This window comes from Microcoleus sp. MON2_D5, assembly GCF_036701905.1.
Taxonomy (GTDB): domain Bacteria; phylum Cyanobacteriota; class Cyanobacteriia; order Cyanobacteriales; family Microcoleaceae; genus Microcoleus.
The window spans coordinates 31,332-49,884 of sequence record NZ_JAUBRM010000004.1 but is presented as its reverse complement, the minus strand read 5'-3'; the positions used below and the strand labels follow the sequence as shown (position 1 = coordinate 49,884).

15 protein-coding genes are annotated in these 18,553 nt (G+C 46.8%); 8 read left to right on the top strand and 7 right to left on the bottom strand.

The window, feature by feature from the left end:
• The first annotated feature begins 390 nt into the window (after positions 1 to 390).
• Together QUA47_RS02435 and QUA47_RS02430 are read left to right on the top strand one after the other, a co-directional pair.
• Positions 391 to 1,446 (top strand): hypothetical protein, encoded by a 1,056-nt coding sequence (locus tag QUA47_RS02435; protein ID WP_333429581.1) that lies wholly within the window; start codon positions 391 to 393, stop codon positions 1,444 to 1,446.
• Positions 1,447 to 1,600: 154 nt separating this feature from the next.
• Positions 1,601 to 2,596 carry a hypothetical protein gene (locus tag QUA47_RS02430; RefSeq protein ID WP_333429580.1) on the top strand — a complete coding sequence of 332 codons (996 nt, stop codon included), beginning with the start codon at positions 1,601 to 1,603 and terminating at the stop codon, positions 2,594 to 2,596.
• 14 nt (positions 2,597 to 2,610) lie between these two features.
• Here the strand turns inward: QUA47_RS02430 and QUA47_RS02425 are convergent, their stop codons facing one another.
• Entirely contained in the window at positions 2,611 to 2,886 is a 276-nt protein-coding gene (locus QUA47_RS02425; protein WP_333284988.1) for a LapA family protein, read from the bottom strand.
• 368 nt (positions 2,887 to 3,254) lie between these two features.
• Positions 3,255 to 4,688: a phosphoglucomutase/phosphomannomutase family protein gene (locus QUA47_RS02420; protein ID WP_333219245.1), complete on the bottom strand. Its 1,434-nt coding sequence runs from the start codon at positions 4,686 to 4,688 to the stop codon at positions 3,255 to 3,257.
• Positions 4,689 to 5,573: 885 nt separating this feature from the next.
• Here QUA47_RS02420 and QUA47_RS02415 point away from each other — a divergent pair.
• Positions 5,574 to 6,668, top strand: a complete 1,095-nt coding sequence (locus QUA47_RS02415; protein ID WP_333429579.1) for a hypothetical protein — start codon at positions 5,574 to 5,576, stop codon at positions 6,666 to 6,668.
• 40 nt (positions 6,669 to 6,708) lie between these two features.
• On the opposite strand, the gene QUA47_RS02410 is transcribed toward QUA47_RS02415, so the two are convergent.
• The 3 genes from QUA47_RS02410 to nagA form a co-directional block, all read right to left on the bottom strand.
• Positions 6,709 to 7,101: a DUF423 domain-containing protein gene (locus QUA47_RS02410; protein ID WP_039886547.1), complete on the bottom strand. Its 393-nt coding sequence runs from the start codon at positions 7,099 to 7,101 to the stop codon at positions 6,709 to 6,711.
• Between the two features lie 215 nt (positions 7,102 to 7,316).
• A complete protein-coding gene (gene bchM, locus QUA47_RS02405) occupies positions 7,317 to 8,003 on the bottom strand; it encodes a magnesium protoporphyrin IX methyltransferase (protein ID WP_190661485.1) in 687 nt (228 codons plus the stop codon).
• Positions 8,004 to 8,210: 207 nt separating this feature from the next.
• The gene (nagA, locus tag QUA47_RS02400; RefSeq protein ID WP_333429578.1) at positions 8,211 to 9,440 is read right to left on the bottom strand and encodes an N-acetylglucosamine-6-phosphate deacetylase; all 1,230 of its coding nucleotides are present in this window, start codon (positions 9,438 to 9,440) and stop codon (positions 8,211 to 8,213) included.
• A gap of 234 nt (positions 9,441 to 9,674) precedes the next feature.
• Between nagA and purE the strand changes: the two genes are divergently transcribed.
• Both purE and QUA47_RS02390 read left to right on the top strand, forming a co-directional pair.
• Entirely contained in the window at positions 9,675 to 10,196 is a 522-nt protein-coding gene (purE, locus tag QUA47_RS02395; protein ID WP_190735709.1) for a 5-(carboxyamino)imidazole ribonucleotide mutase, read from the top strand.
• Positions 10,197 to 10,279: 83 nt separating this feature from the next.
• The gene (locus tag QUA47_RS02390) at positions 10,280 to 11,881 is read left to right on the top strand and encodes an ammonium transporter (protein WP_333429577.1); all 1,602 of its coding nucleotides are present in this window, start codon (positions 10,280 to 10,282) and stop codon (positions 11,879 to 11,881) included.
• A gap of 419 nt (positions 11,882 to 12,300) precedes the next feature.
• Here the strand turns inward: QUA47_RS02390 and QUA47_RS02385 are convergent, their stop codons facing one another.
• Positions 12,301 to 12,903: an IS607 family transposase gene (locus tag QUA47_RS02385; protein WP_333429576.1), complete on the bottom strand. Its 603-nt coding sequence runs from the start codon at positions 12,901 to 12,903 to the stop codon at positions 12,301 to 12,303.
• Positions 12,904 to 13,239: 336 nt separating this feature from the next.
• Here QUA47_RS02385 and QUA47_RS02380 point away from each other — a divergent pair, with 336 nt between their 5' ends.
• Together QUA47_RS02380 and QUA47_RS02375 are read left to right on the top strand one after the other, a co-directional pair.
• Positions 13,240 to 14,103: an SGNH/GDSL hydrolase family protein gene (locus tag QUA47_RS02380; protein ID WP_445302476.1), complete on the top strand. Its 864-nt coding sequence runs from the start codon at positions 13,240 to 13,242 to the stop codon at positions 14,101 to 14,103.
• 456 nt (positions 14,104 to 14,559) lie between these two features.
• Complete coding sequence (locus QUA47_RS02375; RefSeq protein ID WP_333429574.1) at positions 14,560 to 15,999, top strand: ammonium transporter; 1,440 nt, start codon at positions 14,560 to 14,562, stop codon at positions 15,997 to 15,999.
• A gap of 127 nt (positions 16,000 to 16,126) precedes the next feature.
• Here QUA47_RS02375 and QUA47_RS02370 read toward each other — a convergent pair whose 3' ends face one another.
• A complete protein-coding gene (locus QUA47_RS02370; RefSeq protein WP_333219261.1) occupies positions 16,127 to 16,516 on the bottom strand; it encodes a GxxExxY protein in 390 nt (129 codons plus the stop codon).
• Positions 16,517 to 16,845: 329 nt separating this feature from the next.
• Here QUA47_RS02370 and QUA47_RS02365 point away from each other — a divergent pair, with 329 nt between their 5' ends.
• Positions 16,846 to 18,051 (top strand): 4-hydroxy-3-methylbut-2-enyl diphosphate reductase, encoded by a 1,206-nt coding sequence (locus QUA47_RS02365; RefSeq protein WP_333219263.1) that lies wholly within the window; start codon positions 16,846 to 16,848, stop codon positions 18,049 to 18,051.
• The last annotated feature ends 502 nt before the right edge of the window (positions 18,052 to 18,553 follow it).

Here is an 18,553-nt window from a genome sequence, read left to right as displayed (position 1 = left end):
CGCAGTCCCCACCCAGAATTATTGATATGAGTGGGGGAGTGTGAAAGCAAAAAAAACAGATACCTCAACCTTTGATGGTAGAATTTAAGAGATAGATAGGGTACTGTAAAAACCTTAAGGGTGGAGACATATACCGGATTTCTATCATTATATTTCCGGGTACAAGATCGACTAACGACTAATTTATTGAATTAGTAAATAGATATTATTCTTGCTTAGTCTTTCGAGAGTGTACGAGGGCAAAAGTCCCGACGACACACTGAGGACGCCAGTTATTCCGGAAGCGTCAGATCGAGGTTTTTTAAGGTTTTTTGGCGAAAGAATCCTCATCTTTAATCAAAGATTGAGATGGGGTGCGTTCAACCGCTAGTTAGGTCTCGTGGAATCCCTATGAGTAGCACTTCAGAAAAGTCATCTACATCTTCATCTTTACTGTCAGCTCAGACCCTAGTGATTGCGGGTATTGTCTGGGCTGTCATGGCGCTGCTGTTCTTTTTGCTGTTCAGCGTCCCCCTCTCAGCAGAAGAGGGTTTACCTCTGTGGTACTCGATCGGCACTTATATTTTTGAATGCGGAGCATACTTGGGAGCGGCTTTAGTCTGTTTTAGAAACTGGCAAAGCCCCCACATGGTCAGTGGGCGCAACGTCTGGCTGGGCATAGGTCTGGGGATGCTGTTCTATTTCATAGCCGGCGTGCTGTTCGGGATTTGGGAACTCTATTTCGGGTTAGACCCGGACGTGTCTCCAGCAGATGCCTTTTATCTGGGCAGCTATGTGGTACTGATCGGAGGCATGGTTGTAGCTGTGACTTCCAAGCGGCTGAATCTAGATATTTGGCAGTGGGGTTTGTTAGCGGGAATTGCAGCCTTCGGGATTGCTGTAGCTATTTGGGTTGCTGCACCAGACTCTTGGAGGACCCAGCTAGGAATGGCTCCGGCAGCCACTCAAGAAGTAGTGACAGAATCTGAACCAGCAACCACTGCCACAGGAAGAGCGCCTGCTTTGGAAAATTCGTCTAAGTTACAGGTAAAAGCAGCCGCGACCGATGCTGCATCAGCACCCGAAGAAGAAGAAGCAGAAATCAAAGCTCCCGGATGGGTGATGGCACTGGACAAGCAACTGGCGCCTTACGCCTATGCAATCAATTTGTTTTACATCGTCGGGGACGTTTTTCTGCTGATTATTGCTACTGCACTGCTGCTGGCGTTTTGGGGAGGACGTTTTTCCCAATCTTGGAGAATGATTGCGGCTGCAACTTTTTCGCTTTACATCGGAGATATGTACTTTAAATGGCGCGATACTCAGGCTGAGGGTACTTATCAAAGCGGCAGTTTGCTGGAAATCTTTTTTGTGTTCAGTGCCATCCTGTTTGGGATTGGAGCTATCTTGGAACATGACATCTCAACCCGTTCTCGCCAGAGCAGGCGCAGTCGTCGCGCAGCCTAGCGATTTGATATTGGGGTTGCTTTGGCAAGCGATGGGGAAGCGAAAGCTTTTTTGCCCTTGTCGGCATCTCTGAGCTTGAAATTGAAAATGAAAAATCAAAGTTCGCTGACTGCTAGCCTGCGTCTTTTCACGTCTTTTTGCTGGGAAACTTGGCATGACGCCTACAAAACTCTCCGATTCAGACAAACGCGAACTCATCAGGCTGTACCGACAGTCAAACGAGAATACTATCACTCTGGCAAAGCGCTACGGAGTGAGCAGTTCGACTGTGAGGCGCATCCTTCAGGGTGCTTTGTCGGAGCCGGAATACGAATTTCTAGTGCAGCAAAAACAAAAGCGTTTGTCCGATCGCAGCAGTGTTTCTGAAGCGACAGAGGCGGCTACTGAGTCGTCGGCAGATGGCGAAATCGATCCTGTAGCTGTCCCCCTGTCGGAGCCAGTCCCTGTCCAGCCGTCAGCCTCACATTCGAGACCGACGATCCGAAAGCGTTCTGAATCAGTCCCTAAACCAGTTGCAGAACTCGAAATTCGAGGGAATGCAGAGTCGGATTTGGATGTCTCTGATGTGCCAGATGCCCCAGCAGCCAATCTTGCCGATCCAAGCCACCGCGCTGTTGTGACTGGTGAACTAAAGGCAATGCTGCCAGCAGAAGGGCTGCTGGCAGGGGAAGACTTTAGGGATTTCGAGGACGACGACGAGGATGAGGAGGATGATGATGAGGATGAAGACGATTTAGATGACGACTTCGACGAAGATGTAGAGGATGAAGACTCTCTGTTTGAAGGCAGTCTCCTGGGTTCACTATCGTCGGGCGAGTTGATCGAGCTTCGGGGTACAGGACAAATTCAAGTTTTGCCTTTAAGCCAAGCATCTCTGCCCAAAATTTGTTATTTGGTGGTCGATCGGGCAGCGGAGTTAATCACCAGACCTCTAAAAGCTTTTGGCGAACTGGGTCAAATTCCGGCGGCGGAAATTCGCGAGAAAACCCTGGCAGTGTTTGACAATCACCGAGTGGCGCGCCGATTTGCTACTCGCAATCAAAGGGTTTTCAAAATTCCTGACAGCAGTATGCTGCAAAAAGCAGCGCCTTATTTGCGAGCTAAGGGAATTACTCGGCTGCTGATTGACGGTCAGGTATATTCCCTCTAAGCGATCAAATCTCTTTAATATTGTACGGTGTCGGATTCTTCTGGATTTGCCTGAAATTTAGGACGTGAGTTTTGGGAATCTGAAATGTTCCACAGCGGTTGCAGTAGCGCACCTCCGATCAGTCCTGCACTCATGCTCAGTGCCAATACTACTCCTACGGGCAGTTGTATCGATTGAAAAAAGATAAAGTTTAAGGATACTGGGGCGGCATTTTGCACTGAGATAATGCCGATCGCGCTTACTAAAATTGCTACTAAAAAACTAATGGCGAGCAGAGGAATTGTTTTCATAAACGGGTTGACAGGCTAATAATTTAACTTGTATACTTGTTTTATAATTGAAATATGTGTAAAATTTTTATTTTTGCAAACACCCCATTATATAATAATATACAATAAGATTAGGGGAAAAGTCAAGTAGAGAGGGAAAAAATAGAGAATTTTTTTTAATTAATTAAAAATTAAACAAACATAAATAAATTTACACTTCCCAAACTTAAACAAATCCAAGTGTATGGCAAATATATAACTGGCCCAGCAGTATCGATGATTAATGTTCAGAGGCTTTGCCAGAGTTATCAAAAATAGGTAAGGTGCGCCAAGCGCACCTCACAATCCCAAGCGCTAGGGGAAAAACCCCCGTTGGAATAGGTAGAAATTTAAACAGGTTCTAACTGGGAAATTACCTTTTCCATGTGTTGGGCAACTTGGCTTTCTTTTTCCACAGAATTGGTTTCCATGTAAACGCGCATCAAGGGTTCGGTTCCCGAAGGCCGCAGCAGTACCCAGCCACCGTCTTCAAGATAAAGTTTAATTCCGTCTTTGCGGCCGATTTCCTTAACGCCGATACCTGCTACTTCTGTGGGGGGATTCTTGGTAAAAGATTCCAAAACGGCTGCTTTGTGGGCTTCTTCTAGGTGCAAGTCCAAACGTTTGTTGTACAGGGGGCCGTCGGCTTCTTTAATGGCTTCTTCGACTAGCTGAGAAAGCGGTTTGCCTTCATAGGCGATCGCCTCAGCAACTAGCATATCAGCCAAAATCCCGTCTTTTTCGGGAATGTGACCCAAAACGCTCAAACCGCCAGACTCTTCGCCACCGATGAGCACCGCAGTTTCCCGCATTTTTTCGCCGATGTATTTAAAACCGACTGCTGTTTCGTAGATTGTTAAACCGTACTTGGCGGCCAAATTGTCCAGCAAGTGGGTAGTTGCGACTGTACGGACGATCGCCCCAGTCAATCCTTTATTCTTAACCAAGTGACGCGCCAGCAGCAACAGTACAGTATTTGGAGTCAAGACATTTCCCAACTCGTCAACAATACCAAAGCGATCGCTGTCGCCATCGGTAGCTAAACCCAAATCCGCCGAATCCTTCTTAACAGCTTCCACCAACTCAACTAACTGTTCGCCCTTGGGTTCCGGCATTCCGCCACCAAACAGCACGTCGCGGTAGGTGTGAAAACTTTCGACATCGCAGCCGCAGTGTTCCAAAACGCCGTCGAGATAGCCGCGAGAAGTCGAGTAGAGAGCGTCGTACTTCACCTTCAACTTAGCAGAGCGAATCCGCTCCACATCGATCAAAGTATAAAGAAACTTCAGATATTCGGGTTTCGGGTCAAAACTGGAGATTTTATCGTTGTGGCTGCCTTTGGCGGGGGCATCAGAAGCACCAGCAATATTGGCCACAATTGTATCAGTAATTTCCGGGGTTGCCGGGCCCGCGTAGTCGGGGATGTATTTGATGCCACAGTAAGGTGCGGGATTGTGCGAAGCCGTGAACATCAGGGCTCCTGCAGAGTTGAGATGCTTGGCGCTGTAGGCGATGACTGGTGTGGGGCAATCTCGATCGACCACTTTCACCGTCCATCCCAAATCTGCCAATACTTCAGCCGCCGTGCGGGCGAACTCGTCTGCCAGAAAGCGGGTATCGTAGGAGACTAGGACTGGGCGGTCTTTTGGGTAAGCGGTTTCTAGGTAACTGGCGATCGCCCGGGTGACTTTTCGCACGTTGGCAAAAGTAAAGTCATGGGCAATCAGTCCTCGCCACCCATCGGTTCCGAACTTAATTTCAGTTGAATTGCTGCTAGCGCTCATTTTATCCACTTCCTCTCGTCCTACTAATCCTACCCGAAGCCATAGCCTTAAAGACGTACTGGCCGTGCTGTTTGTGAGGATCGATCGCCCGTGGGGCCCGCATCAACCTCATCCTATCGTTGTAGAGACAGGCTTCGGGCTCCGGGAGAGGACTCGAAAAACTCAGAGTTGGCAAAATGTGGGAGTGATCGGGCTACTCAGTCGCTAATTCCGGTTGTGAGGGGTGGTTTGCCGATCGAATGGACGACGATCGATTGCGGGCAATTCCCTACGGGATAGCTTCGCTTCACGGGGAAGCTAAAAAACCGATCGCAAAAAACGGCCCTGGCAATGGTATTAACTAAATGCACATAAATCTGATTCTCATCTCAAATTTAATTTTTTATTTAGAAAAGCCGAGCGTTAAATTTGTTAGGGTTTCCTAACAATCGCCAGACTAAAAATACATTTCTAATTCAGCTATAGAAATAAATTAACCAAAGTCACCCCCTAGAACGTGCTGTAGCCTACCTTCTTAAAGAGATTAGGGCGCTCAACCAAAGCGCTTCAAAACAAAGATAAGGTATTTCAAGCAGCAGTTTTTTTTAAGCAGACTTAACTTTAATTCTCAGCTTTTAAGACAAATTAAATTTATTTCCAGCCTTCATTATACGTCAAAAAAATAGATTAGGGTCGCGATCACAGGGTGATGGTGATCGATCGCACAATAAATAACGTTATTAACGTGCAGCTTATAAAAGATGCAGGCAGTCGAGCCAAATGGCTTATAGCTTTAAGCGTAATGGCTGATGACTGTCAGCGTAAAAATGCAGAAAATTGTAGTTAACAACGTTAAAAATTAGGGGAATCGATCCGGTGCGACTTAATAAAAAAACGAGGTTTATCATGACGGGTATTTCACAAATATCTTCAAAATCTTTACCAGCAGCAGACAAACTTAAACAGGGCGCAAGTCAGGCGTCCCAAGGTATTACCGGACCGGAGACTGACAAACTCCCAAAAGCTAAAGGGGCCAGCGTTTCTTCCTTCGCAGTTAGCTGGGCAAAAAAATATTACAGTACCGTTGCGACACGAGAGAAGAAAGCGCCACGCCAAATTCTCCCCAGCCTCGATTTAATTAATTTTGAGGGAAATAGAGCCCCAATAGTTGACAAATTGACAGATACCCTGAAATTAGCCAGCGAGATAGCTTGGAGTAGAGTAGAAGCTCTTTTAGGGAAACAAATAGAGCGGCACGCTATCGATAAGAGCTTAATTAATCCTTTAGAAATTTCCGCCGACACTCGTACCTTATATCAGAAAGCAATAGACGCTTATGCGGATAGAGAACCTGTTTTCCGCGTGTCAGTGCTCGTGGGAAAAGATATTATCAAAGTGAGGCGAAAATACTCAGAGACAGATCCGTTAGTCCTGGGATTTGTGACACTGGAATTTCAATACACTAGCAAAATCTTGTTAGGATGTCTTTCGGACTCAGAGCGAGCGGAATTTGCGCCCTACTTAAAAGTTGTAGACGACTACCTGCACATTCCCTACGGAGAGATTAACGAGGCTGCGGCGAATCAGCCCCCGAATTCAAGAGCTCTATTAGCCGTTCAGCATTTGTTGCAGCACACGACTCAGATTGCTAGTGCAGTGTACGATCGAGCTAGTTCCCAGCATCAAGGATACCGCAGCAGCAGCGGGTATTTGAGCGATCGCGAGGTAAAAATTTCTGGTATCCGGGATGTCGAGATTTTTCAAAGCTATTTGTGCTGGTGCGTTTTGGAAGGTAGCATTCACCCGGTACAGCAAGAATTGTTTCCAATTTGCGTGATGTTGTATCCGAAACTTCATGTAAGTTGGGAGTTAGTGCAGGATATGCTGCTGATTTTATTTTGGGAAATATGCGAGCGGCTTCCTGCTGAAGATTTAACGGTATTTGTACCTTACTTGCGTACTGTGACTGAGATGTTTTCCAGCGATGTTTTTGAAAATTAGATAATTGGGAATTGGGAATTGCCTCAAATTTACGAATTGCCTATTTAAAACTAAAAGCTGCGACTGCCAAACATCCCCAACCGGCAATAAAAGCAACCCCCCCCAGTGGCGTAATTGCACCCAGCCATTTGATGTCGCTCAAACTCAGGGCGTACAAACTGCCTGAAAAGATGATTGTGCCGGCAATAAAAGCCCATCCAGCAACTGCAAAAAAGGTTTGAGACTCTTGGGCGCGACTCAAGAGTAAAGCGACGAGTAATAAAGCCAGGGCATGGTACATTTGATATCGGGCGCCAGTCTCAAAAATGGTTAAAGCTCGATCGCTCAATTGATTTTTCAAAGCGTGGGAGGCGAAAGCACCGCCTGCAACTGATAAACCTCCGAATACGGCTGCCGCTGCTATAAAAATGCGAATTAAAATTAGCGTTGACATAATATTTAGTGAATTGGGAAGAAGGAAGAAGGAGCAGGGAAAAACATTTAATTGTTGATATCGAATGTGCGCGGTGCGTGGCTTACTTTTCATTGCTAGCCTCCGCCAAGCAATCGCATAGTAGAGATGTTCACTGGCCTAACTCTGGGAAGGGAAGGTGCGCGGGGCGCACCCTAGGCTGATTAGAAATTAGCTTTTTTGCAGATATTTTTAACCTATTTCCGCACAGCTTCCAGCAAGCGAGAATAGTAAAAGCTAGTGCTAGTCATCGCTGTTCTGTTAATAACAAAACCATTGCTTTCTAAGATTTTGATAATATCAGCTTCGCGGTGCTGGTAAGCTCGGGTAGTTTTGCTCGGGCCGGGGAAAAGTTCACCAATTTTTTTGAGGGCGGTGAGTGCTAAAGTTTTGGGTGCAAAACTAAGAATTAGTCGCGATTCGGCGATCGAACTTAGGTGAGCGATCATTTCTGCCGCCTTATTTTGAGGATAGTGGATGAGCACATCCAAACAAATCACTGTGTGGAATTTGCCGGTTAAAGCTTCCAAATCTTGGGCTGCGAAGGAGATGTTGTAGAGCTTGCCGGGGACTGCTGTCGATCGATCGTAAGCTTCTGCTACCATCTTTTCAGAGATATCGCTAGCGCAAACAATTGCCCCAGCGTCAGCCAGAGGAATGCTCAGAGAGCCTACACCACAGCCAGCATCGCAGACACAAAGCCCAGGCAAATTGCCGTCAGCTTGCAGCCATTTGATGACTGTATCCACCGTTTGCTGGTGGCCGGTGCGGATGTCTAGCTGAACTTTATTGACTTTGCCCTCGCCGTAAATTCGCTGCCAGCGATCGAATCCCGTCGAGTTAAAATACTGTCTAACTATAGTCTTGTCGTCTACCAAATTCATCGATCTGCCTGCTGCTGAGTTATTGCCAACGGTTAGATATTATATAGCAATCCGGTTCGGAAAATGTGCAACTTGCAACAACAGATTTTAGATTGGCGATTTTAGATTTTCGATGAAAACGGCACATCTAAAATCTAAAACTATCGGGTAATATCAGTTGACCGATTCGCACTTTTTCAATTCTTTAATCTAAAAGGGTATAACAGGCTAAAAGAGTCGATGCCAAGTCAATTCCTTTGTCGTCGCATTTAAATTCCAGCGCAACAATTGAGTTGCCGATTTGCCCATAATTCCCGAAATTCCGATCGCCCTTCTCGGAGATTCAGTTGCCAGGGCGATCGCACTTTCGGCATCGCAAATCCCCCACTCCACCAAATTCTGCACTCCCGCCAACAGCGGCAGAGTTGTACCCGCCAAAGTAGCAGATTCCAGGGGGGAATGGTAATCTAATCTTACCCAAGCCGTACCTTTTCTGACTTCAATTTGTCGGGAATCCCAAGGATAAACACCGTCAGGCAAACCCAAAGGAGCCAAAGCATCGCTCACTAAAAAAACGCCTTTTTCATACCTACCAGCGCGCAGAAAAAAATCAATCATTGTCGGAGAAACGTGCTTGCCGTCAGCAATTAAACCGCATTTTACGCCCGGATGAACAATCGCCGCTCCCAACAAACCCGGTTCTCGGTGGTGCAAACTCGGCATCGCATTAAAAGCGTGAGTTACCATTGACGCTCCCCGCTCAAATGCTTGCTGCGCTTGCTCTGCCGTCGCTTGGGAGTGTCCGAGACTGACGGAAATTCCCAAACTTTGCAAATAGGAAATGACTTCGCCAGTGCTGTCTAACTCCGGCGCTAAAGTAATTATTTTGACAATATCGGCACAATCTCCTAAAACTTGCTTGACATTTTCTATAGTGAGCGGTAATAAAAACTCAACTGGGTGAGCTCCTCGCTTCTGGGGGTTGAGAAAAGGGCCTTCGAGGTGAACACCGAGAATTTCCGCTGTTTTGGGCTTAATTGTTGCCGGAGCAGCGGTTTGTACAGTGCGGATATAATCAGCTATAGTCGAGAGCGATCGCCTAAACTTATCCAGCGAAGTTGTCACCAAAGTCGGCAAAAAAGCATCGACTCCCTGATTCCACAAAAATTGACAAATTTTCGGCAACATTTCCATATGCTTGCTTTCTAAATCGGGAAAAGCAAAACCTAGGGCGCCGTTAATCTGCAAGTCAACACCGCCTAGAGAAAGCCAATCGCCTGCTACATCAAGCACTTGCAAATCGGGAGGACAAATCCGTTTAAATACGGCGTCCATCGGGCAAACTTCTTGAATGATGCCCATTTCGTCAACAGCAAGCATCTGCAAATCCTTGCAACCGGGGAGGCGAACATTGAGAATATCTGTGCGGGCGGCAGTTGGGGTTGTGGCTTCAGTCATCCGATTTTAGATTTTAGATTTTAGATTTTAGGTTTAATATTCGCTACGGATAAATCCGGTGGCTGGCGATGAGGAGGGGGAGCTTTTTGCTTTTGGCTGGCTCCAGGGCTGCTCAGACGGGGGCTTGTGGCAAAATTGCTTTTAACGGTCAGTTTTGGTACAAAATATCTAAATTTGAGTTAACGCAATCATTTAAAATTAGCATTTATCTGAAATCTCAAATCTGAAAATTTTATGAATCAAGCGACAGTTGGAATTATCATGGGTAGCGATTCGGATTTGCCAACCATGAAAGATGCGATCGCAGTTTGCGAAGAATTCAGTGTTGCTTGCTCCGTGGCGATCGTCTCGGCGCACCGCACCCCCGATCGCATGGTGGAATACGCCCAAACCGCGCACCAACGAGGCTTGAAAGTCATTATCGCAGGAGCCGGGGGAGCGGCGCACCTCCCGGGTATGGTAGCATCTTTAACGCCCTTGCCAGTAATTGGCGTGCCTGTACCCAGCCGCCACCTGCAAGGGGTAGATTCGCTGTACTCGATCGTGCAAATGCCAGCGGGGATACCCGTAGCAACAGTGGGGATCGGCAACGCTAAAAATGCTGGCTTGCTGGCAGTTCAGATACTGGCAGCTCATCAGCCGGAATTGCTAGATCGAGTCTTGCATTACCGCAAAAATTTGTCCGAATCTGTACTGAAAAAACAAAATCAATTAGAAGAGCTAGGCTATCATAACTATCTCAATCTCAACAAATAATCCATAAACGTTTGTAGTAAGATTGGAAAGTTTTCCGAATATTGCTGAGCTTACTAGCCGTAAAGAGGGTAAAAGTGATTAAAATGACTGTCGGAAAGAAAAAGTCGAAACAAGTCAGGCGGGATGCTTTAAATTTGCCAGCAGCTAAATTTTTTACGAAAGTCAACAGGTTGAAGAAGTTACAACGGGCGATCGCCCGCCTCAGTCCAAGTTGGCAAGCCTGCATACCTTTAGCTGCAATCATCGTCTTGGTGTGGGGATATGCGGCGGTAGCCCAAACCCCTGCCACGCCAACCACCGAGGAACAATTAGCAAGCCTTAAGGTGGGCATGGATACCATGTGGGTCATGGTTGCTGGGATGCTAGTGTTCTTTATGAACGCCGGTTTCGGTATGTTGGAAACCGGTTTTTGCCGCCAAAAAAATGCAGTCAACGTGCTCTCCAAAAACTTGATTGTTTTTGCGCTTGCTACGATCGCATATTGGGCGATCGGCTTTGCCTTAATGTTCAGCGACGGCAACGGTTTTATAGGCACCAGCGGCGGATTTTTTCTGTGGAATGTAGCCGACAACAGCCCCGCCACAGGAGAGGCTTATCAAGGCATTTTCGACTCGCTTAACTGGACGGGAGTCCCCCTCAACGCTAAATTCTTTTTCCAGTTAGTTTTTGCGGGAACTGCTGCGACGATCGTTTCTGGAGCCGTTGCAGAGCGGATTAAATTCCTTGAATTCTTAATTTTCAGCTTGCTGCTAGTAGGCATTGCTTACCCAATTACCGGACACTGGATTTGGGGCGGCGGCTGGCTGGCAAAAGCAGGCTTCTGGGATTTTGCCGGTTCGACAGTGATTCACTCGGTAGGCGGTTGGGCTGCTTTGATGGGAGCGGCATTTTTGGGGCCGCGGATCGGCAAGTACCGCGACGGCGATACTGTGGCGATGCCGGGACATAATATGAGCATTGCCACCCTGGGCTGTTTGATTCTGTGGTTGGGCTGGTTCGGGTTTAATCCCGGTTCGACAATGGCAGTCGATCCAAATGCGATCACCCACATTGCGATCACCACCAACACTGCTGGTGCCTTCGGGGGAGTTGCTGCAACCATTACTGCTTGGCTATACCTTGGCAAACCCGACCTTTCGATGATTATCAACGGCATCCTTGCTGGCTTAGTGGGCGTAACAGCTAGCTGCGCTTGGATCAACGTGCCCAACTCTGCCATAATCGGCACAATCGCCGGCATCCTGGTAGTTTTCGCCGTAACTTTCTTCGACAACTTGAAAATTGATGACCCTGTAGGCGCAACTTCAGTTCACTTAGTCTGTGGCATCTGGGGAACTCTGGCAGTGGGCTTGTTTGCTGACGGGCCTACAACTGGACTTTATACCGCAGGCCCCGCCGCCGGATTGCTCGTGGGCGGAGGTTTCGGTCAACTCTGGAACCAGTTGGTCGGCATTATCTCTGTAGGCGGGATGACCGTGCTACTGAGTACGATTTTTTGGATGGCACTCAAAGCTTTGCTGGGTATCCGCGTTTCTGCTTTAGAGGAGGCTGAAGGTTTGGATATCGGCGAACACGGAATGGAAGCTTACACCGGGTTTGTGAAGGAAACGAGCTTTGATAACAGAAGTGAGAGCGGCTACGGCGGTTATGGTGGGGGTTCTGGGGGGAAAGCTAACAAACTGTAGACCGTGCGATCGATCAACCAATTCAGCTTTCGTGTCCTAGATTAGCTATTTATCAGCTAATTCACGCCTTTATTCAGAAAAACCACAATCTGAAATCCGCCTACTTATGGCTGTCTATCGTTGTGCTCGCGTTTCAATCTTCGATGCGAACGCGGGCATAATTTTATTTTTAGTTAACGTTTAAGGGCTGACATATGGCGTTGCACAATTGGAGGATGATTATTGTGGGGGGTCCCGGCTGCTGTGAAAATACACGCCTTCGGGGTCAGGGGCCCATCCCATAAAAAAAATCAAAATCATGCCGCTATTATGCAACGCCTTACATATAGTAGTTTCCGATTGGATGAGATGTGCGCCGGTAATTGGTAATTGGGAATTGAGAATCTGTAAATGACGAGCTTTGTAAACTGGTTTATTGATTAGAGTTTACCGCCAATGGCTTTAAGTTCTTCAAGGATGCGCTTGTTCTTCGGATTGCTGCTGCCATCAAGGCGGGCGGAGACAACAGTGATTATTTCTAGTAGATCTTTAGCTAAATCCTCGTCACAGCTAGCATTTTCGGTTTGATTGACAATCACTACCTCTGTCCCAAACTGTTCGCACAAATTAAAAATTAGTTCACAACCAAATCTCAGCAGTCTGTCTTTGTGAGTTAATACCAGCCTTTCTACTTGATTGTCTGCGATCGCCCTAATTAGATGTTGTAAACCCCGCTTACTGTAATTAACCCCAGAACCCACATCATCAATGATTTGGAATTGCCAGCCGTGAGAGGCACAAAACAATTCCAAAACTTGTTTTTGTCTGTCTAAATCATCTTTTTGGTCGTGGCTGCTAACCCGAGCGTAAGCTATGGTTAAAGCGCCGTTGGGTTTTAAGCCGAGAAGATGAGCTAAGTCATACCGTCTGTGACCGTTAGCCGTGCGTTCCGGTATTAGCTTGCCTTCGGCTTCCCACCTGCGTAAGGTGGAAGCGCTCACACCTTTAATTTTGGCTGCTTCAGTTATAGTTAATTTTTTCATTTTTGGATTTTAGCATCATAACTGAGTAAGTTCGATCACTTTTAGATATATTTTTGTGCAGTGCTGCAGTTTTGACAAATCCGATTGCGGTGCAAGAAAGTTTGGTAGGCAGATTTTTTATGGTAAAGTAGTGCGAAAAAGCAAAGTTCTGCATCGCCGCCCTTGCCCAACACAGCACCGTGCTTGATTCTTACAAGAATTGAGGCTTTAATTGAGCGGTAAAATTTGATGCAGCAATGAGTGCAAATTATTCGGTGTGAAGCCTGCAAATAGCTTGAGTTTATGGAGAAGTTTGGAGGAGGTAGCAGAAGTAGAACTCATAAATCCCTCTTAGGGATGGAAGTTAGCCGATCGAAAGCTGTTCCGGTTTGGGCTTTGCTATCTTTGGTGACGAACGGGGTACTGATATTCACACTTGCTCAACTACTCCTGGGGGGACACAACTTGACAGAAAGCTTCCAGGCGAATGATGCGGTGACGGCAGAAGGCGCTGAGGAACAAATTGACCAACTGGCTACCTCTGCAAACGCAGCGCTAGACGTGCCTGTTCCCGGACCGCGACATAAATGGACTTACCAGCAGTGGGTGACGCAGTTGGGTCGCGAAGCTGAGGCGGCGGCGGCGAATCGACCCTCAAGACTGAGTGTTTTGGCTGGGGATTCTCTAAGTATGTGGTTTCCGACCAAGCTGTTACCAGTCGATCGATTTTGGCTGAATCAAGGGATTTCGGGGGAGACTTCCGTGGGTTTGCTGAAGCGGTTGCAGTTGTTCGATCGAACTGTGCCGGATACGGTGTTTGTGATGATCGGGATTAACGATTTGTTGCGGGGGACCAGTGACGAAGGGATTTTGGACAACCAGCGGCAGATTATTCGCGATTTGCGGTGGGCTCACCCCAAAGCACAAGTGGTTGTGCAGTCGATTTTGCCCCACAGCGGGGAACAAGCTACTTGGGAAAATCGCGATCGCCTGTTGGCGATTCCTAACAGTCGGATTAGGGCAATAAATCGACGGCTGAAAGAAATTGCTAGTTCTGAAAATGTTTTGTATCTGGATTTGTACCCGCTGTTTGCGGATGCTGACGGCAATTTGCCAACCGAACTCAGCACAGACGGCTTGCACCTTAACGATCAAGGTTATCTGGTGTGGCGCTCGGCCCTGCAACTGTTCGATCAGATGCAGTTGAAAAATGAGTCATGAGTCATTAGTTATTAGTCATTAGTTAGAAAGATAAAGGATAAAGTAACATTCTCCCTAACTCTCCCTCTTTCCTCCTCCCAGTCTCGCCAACTCAAAACTCTTGCCATCTCCTCAACTCCCCCTCCCCGACTACTCTGTTGTCACTGGCTATGTCAAGTATCCACTGATAGATTAAGAAATATGATACTTAGCTATTTAGTATAGGGTGATACAGAATAACTGTTTGTACAAATGGTGCAATCCAAAAGGCATAGAGCATTGGATTGAGGGTTGACGAATTTAGATGAGTCCGGCTATACGAAGTCAGGGGGTTGAGGATTGGGGAATTATCTATTGAAGATTTGTTCCGCTAAAACAGGGACTTAAAACCAAATAACTATTGCATCTAAAATCCTCGCATCTAAAATCGGCTCGGTCTTCCCTGAAAATTGCTGAGTATGAGAAGGTACAACTAACGTGATCAAAAAAAGTTTAATGATCGGCATCATGGCGCTGTGGCTGTTAAGCGTGCCGCTAACGGACAATGCCTTAGCTCAAGATGCTGCTGGTGCTGCTGCTGCGGTGGCGCCGAATCCGATCGACACCGGCGATACGGCCTGGATGTTAATCTCCTCAGCACTGGTATTGCTGATGACACCGGGACTGGCCTTTTTCTACGGGGGACTGGTGCGATCGCGCAACGTCCTCAACACCATGATGATGAGCTTAGTCATGATGGGAGTCATCGGCGTCACCTGGACGCTGTGGGGCTACAGTTTGGCTTTTGATGTCACTCGCAGCAACCTCAATGATAAAGGGTTTGCCCAAGGACTCGAAACCTTCATCGGCGGCTTGGACTGGATGTTCTTGAACAACGTCACGGCGGACACACCAGATCCGATCGGCTACGCACCGACAATACCGCACCAAGTCTTCATGGTTTACCAGATGATGTTCGCCATCATCACTCCAGCCTTGATTTCCGGGGCGATCGTCGAACGGGTAACATTTAAAACCTATTTCTGGTTCGTGCTGCTGTGGTCTACCTTCATTTACTCTCCTTTAGCCCACTGGGTTTGGGGTAGAGGCTGGCTGCAGGCGATCGGATCTCTGGACTTTGCCGGCGGCACAGTGGTGCACATCAGTTCCGGTGTTTCAGCGGTTGTCGCAGCTTGGATGATCGGGCCCCGCAAAGACCACTTAAACAAGCCCCACACCCCCCACAACGTACCCTACGTCTTGCTGGGAATTGGGATGCTGTGGTTTGGCTGGTTTGGCTTCAACGGCGGTAGTGCTTTGAGTTCTGGTTCTTTAGCAACAGTGGCTTTTGTCACCACGATGATTTCAGCAGCAGCCGGCGGTTTAACTTGGACAATTGTGGAATGGGTGCTCAGAGGCAAACCGACAGCAGTGGGAATTGCTAGCGGTTTCCTCGCGGGATTGGTGGGAATCACACCTGCGGCTGGATTCGTGTTTCCAGTGGGAGCGCTTTTGATCGGATCGATCACTTCGGTTTGCTGCTTCTTTGCCGTTAGTTTCCGGGCTAAGCTGGGATTTGACGACTCTTTGGATACCTTCCCGATTCACGGCGTCGGCGGAACTATAGGAGCGATTCTGACTGGCGTGTTTGCGACTAAAGCGGTTAACGCAGCCGGAAATGACGGGCTGTTTGCCGGGAATCCGGGGCTAATCGGCATCCAGTTGGTAGGCATTCTAGCTACTTACCTGTTTGCGGCTGTCGGCACTTTTGCGATCCTGAAAATTTTGGGGCAGTTTATGGAACTGCGAGTGCCCTCATCTGCTGAAGACCAAGGTTTGGATATCGGCGAGCACGGGGAAGAAGCTTACGGTGAGGATTTTGCCGGCGGTTTCAGTTCGTTTGAATCGAGTTCTCCTTTTGCGCCTAAGAAGATTTGAAGCTGATTTTTTGAATAAGTTCGATCGTGTAGAGACTCAGCTATCTGGGTCTCTAGGCTTTTTTTAAGTTTTTTTTTTAACGAACCGCGAAGGCGCGAAGAGCGCGAAGAAGGAAGAGGAAGAAGGGTTAAGATGAAAGTATGATTCGTTTGATGCCTTCTTTGAGGATGGGAACGTTGAAGTTGATCAGAAGGCCCAAGCTGTTTTTGGTCATTTTAAGATAAGAGATAACTTGGGCTTCGTGGATGGGAGCTAGCTTTTCTACAGCTTTTAGTTCGACAATGAGGATATCGCCAACCATAAAGTCTAATTGACCTTCGCCGACTTGATGACCTTTGTAGGTGATTGCTACTGGCTTTTTAGGCTGACAAGGTATCCCCCGCATCCGAAATTCAACTTCTAAGGATTCCTGATACACTGATTCTAAAAATCCTGGCCCCAAAAGCCGATGCACCTCAATAGCCGCCCCAATCACTCTATAAGCCAACTGTTCTACCTGTTCGCCCAATTGTCTCATTCTTCTTTCTTCTTCCTTCGCGTTCTACCCTACGGGAACGGCTTCGCCGAACGCGTCTTCGCGGTTCATTCCTTCTTCCCTCTCATATCATTTCCGGTTACACCGGAATGATGTTGACGGTTGACTGTTGACTGTTGACTGTTGACGCCGTGAACAGTCAACCGTCAACAGTGAACTCGAATTTACTATTCCGATGCTAACGGATTTGATATCATGTGTCGATCGTATAAATAGCATATCCCCTCTTCCCTACTGAGCCAATAATCGCGATCGCACCCCAAGCATTCTAAAATCAAAGGTAATTAACCTAGATTTCAACTCGATACCGCATGGATACTAAAGCTTTTAAACGATCGCTCCAACAGTCTGAAAACTACCACCGCAAGGGTTTCGGACACGAAGCTGAGGTAGCTGGGGTGATGCAGACGGCTTATCAAAGCAGTCTGATCCAGCAAATTCGCGACAATAATTACAGGCTAGAACGCGGCGCAGTTACGATCCGGCTAGCTGAGGCTTTTGGGTTTTGCTGGGGGGTGGAACGCGCTGTAGCTATTGCTTACGAGACTCGCCAGCATTTTCCGTCAGAACGGATTTGGATTACTAATGAGATTATTCACAATCCCTCTGTAAATCAGCATTTGCGGGATATGGAAGTTGGTTTTATTTCTGTTGAGAAGGGACAGAAAGATTTTTCGGTTGTCGATAGCGGCGATGTGGTAATTTTACCAGCTTTTGGAGCAAGCGTTCAAGAAATGCAGTTGCTTAATGATAAGGGCTGCAAGATTGTTGATACTACTTGTCCTTGGGTTTCTAAGGTTTGGAATACTGTTGAAAAGCACAAAAAAAGGAATTATACTTCGATTATTCACGGTCAATACAAGCATGAGGAAACTGTTGCTACGAGTTCTTTTGCTGATAAGTATTTGATTGTATTGAATTTCCAGGAAGCTGAATATGTCAGCAATTATATCTTGCATGGGGGCGACCGCGATGAGTTTCTTGCTAAATTTAGCAAGGCTTATTCTGCTGGTTTTGACCCAGATGTGGATTTGGAAAGTGTTGGTATTGCTAACCAAACTACTATGCTCAAAACTGAGACAGAGAACATTGGTAAGTTATTTGAAAAAACGATGATGCGGAAGTTTGGACCTGAAAATTTGAACGACCATTTTCAGAGTTTTAATACTATCTGCGATGCGACTCAGGAACGCCAAGATGCTATGTTGAGTTTGGTTGAGGAAAAGTTGGATTTGATGCTGGTGATTGGGGGTTTTAATTCTTCTAATACTACGCATTTGCAGGAAATTGCGATCGACAAAACTGTTCCTTCTTATCACATTGATTGTGCGGAGCGCATTTTACCCGGAAATCGGATCGAACACAAGCCTTTGGGGGCAGATTTGATCGTAACTGAAGGTTGGCTACCGGATGGTAAAATTGTGGTGGGCGTGACTTCTGGTGCTTCTACGCCGGATAAGGTGGTTGAAGATGCGATCGATCGAATTTTGGCGATGAAAGCCGCTGCGGTTGTCTAATTATATTGTTTCTGCACTGCACTGGGAATCATAATTTTCTCAGTGCAGCACTTGCGTGATTCCTCGCTGGTGACATCGCTCGATCGCTCGCACGTAAGCCAAGAGAGTATAATTGCGATATAACCGGATTTGAGATTCAACTAATTTCAACCCATTAATTCTCCGCACTTACCCGATTGCTCGAATTGCTGATACTATTCACCCGCGCCATCGTTCCTGTGAATTTTTCCCCTGCGTCCAACCAATTATTTATTAAATAAAATATTAAAAATTTGCCTTTTTTTTTGCGGTAAAAACCTTGACGCTGCTGGCTTGACAAGGTATTATTTAATAATGGGAATATTGGCGAAATTAAAATTTGTTTTACCACTCCCATTATCTAAAATATAGCCCAAAAATCAACTTAAATCAATAGGTAAAAACTCCTTTTTTTGCGCCGCGATTTGAAAGTATGAAAGCAGCAGGATCGATGCAAGAAAACATGGCGAATAAAGCTTTGTTG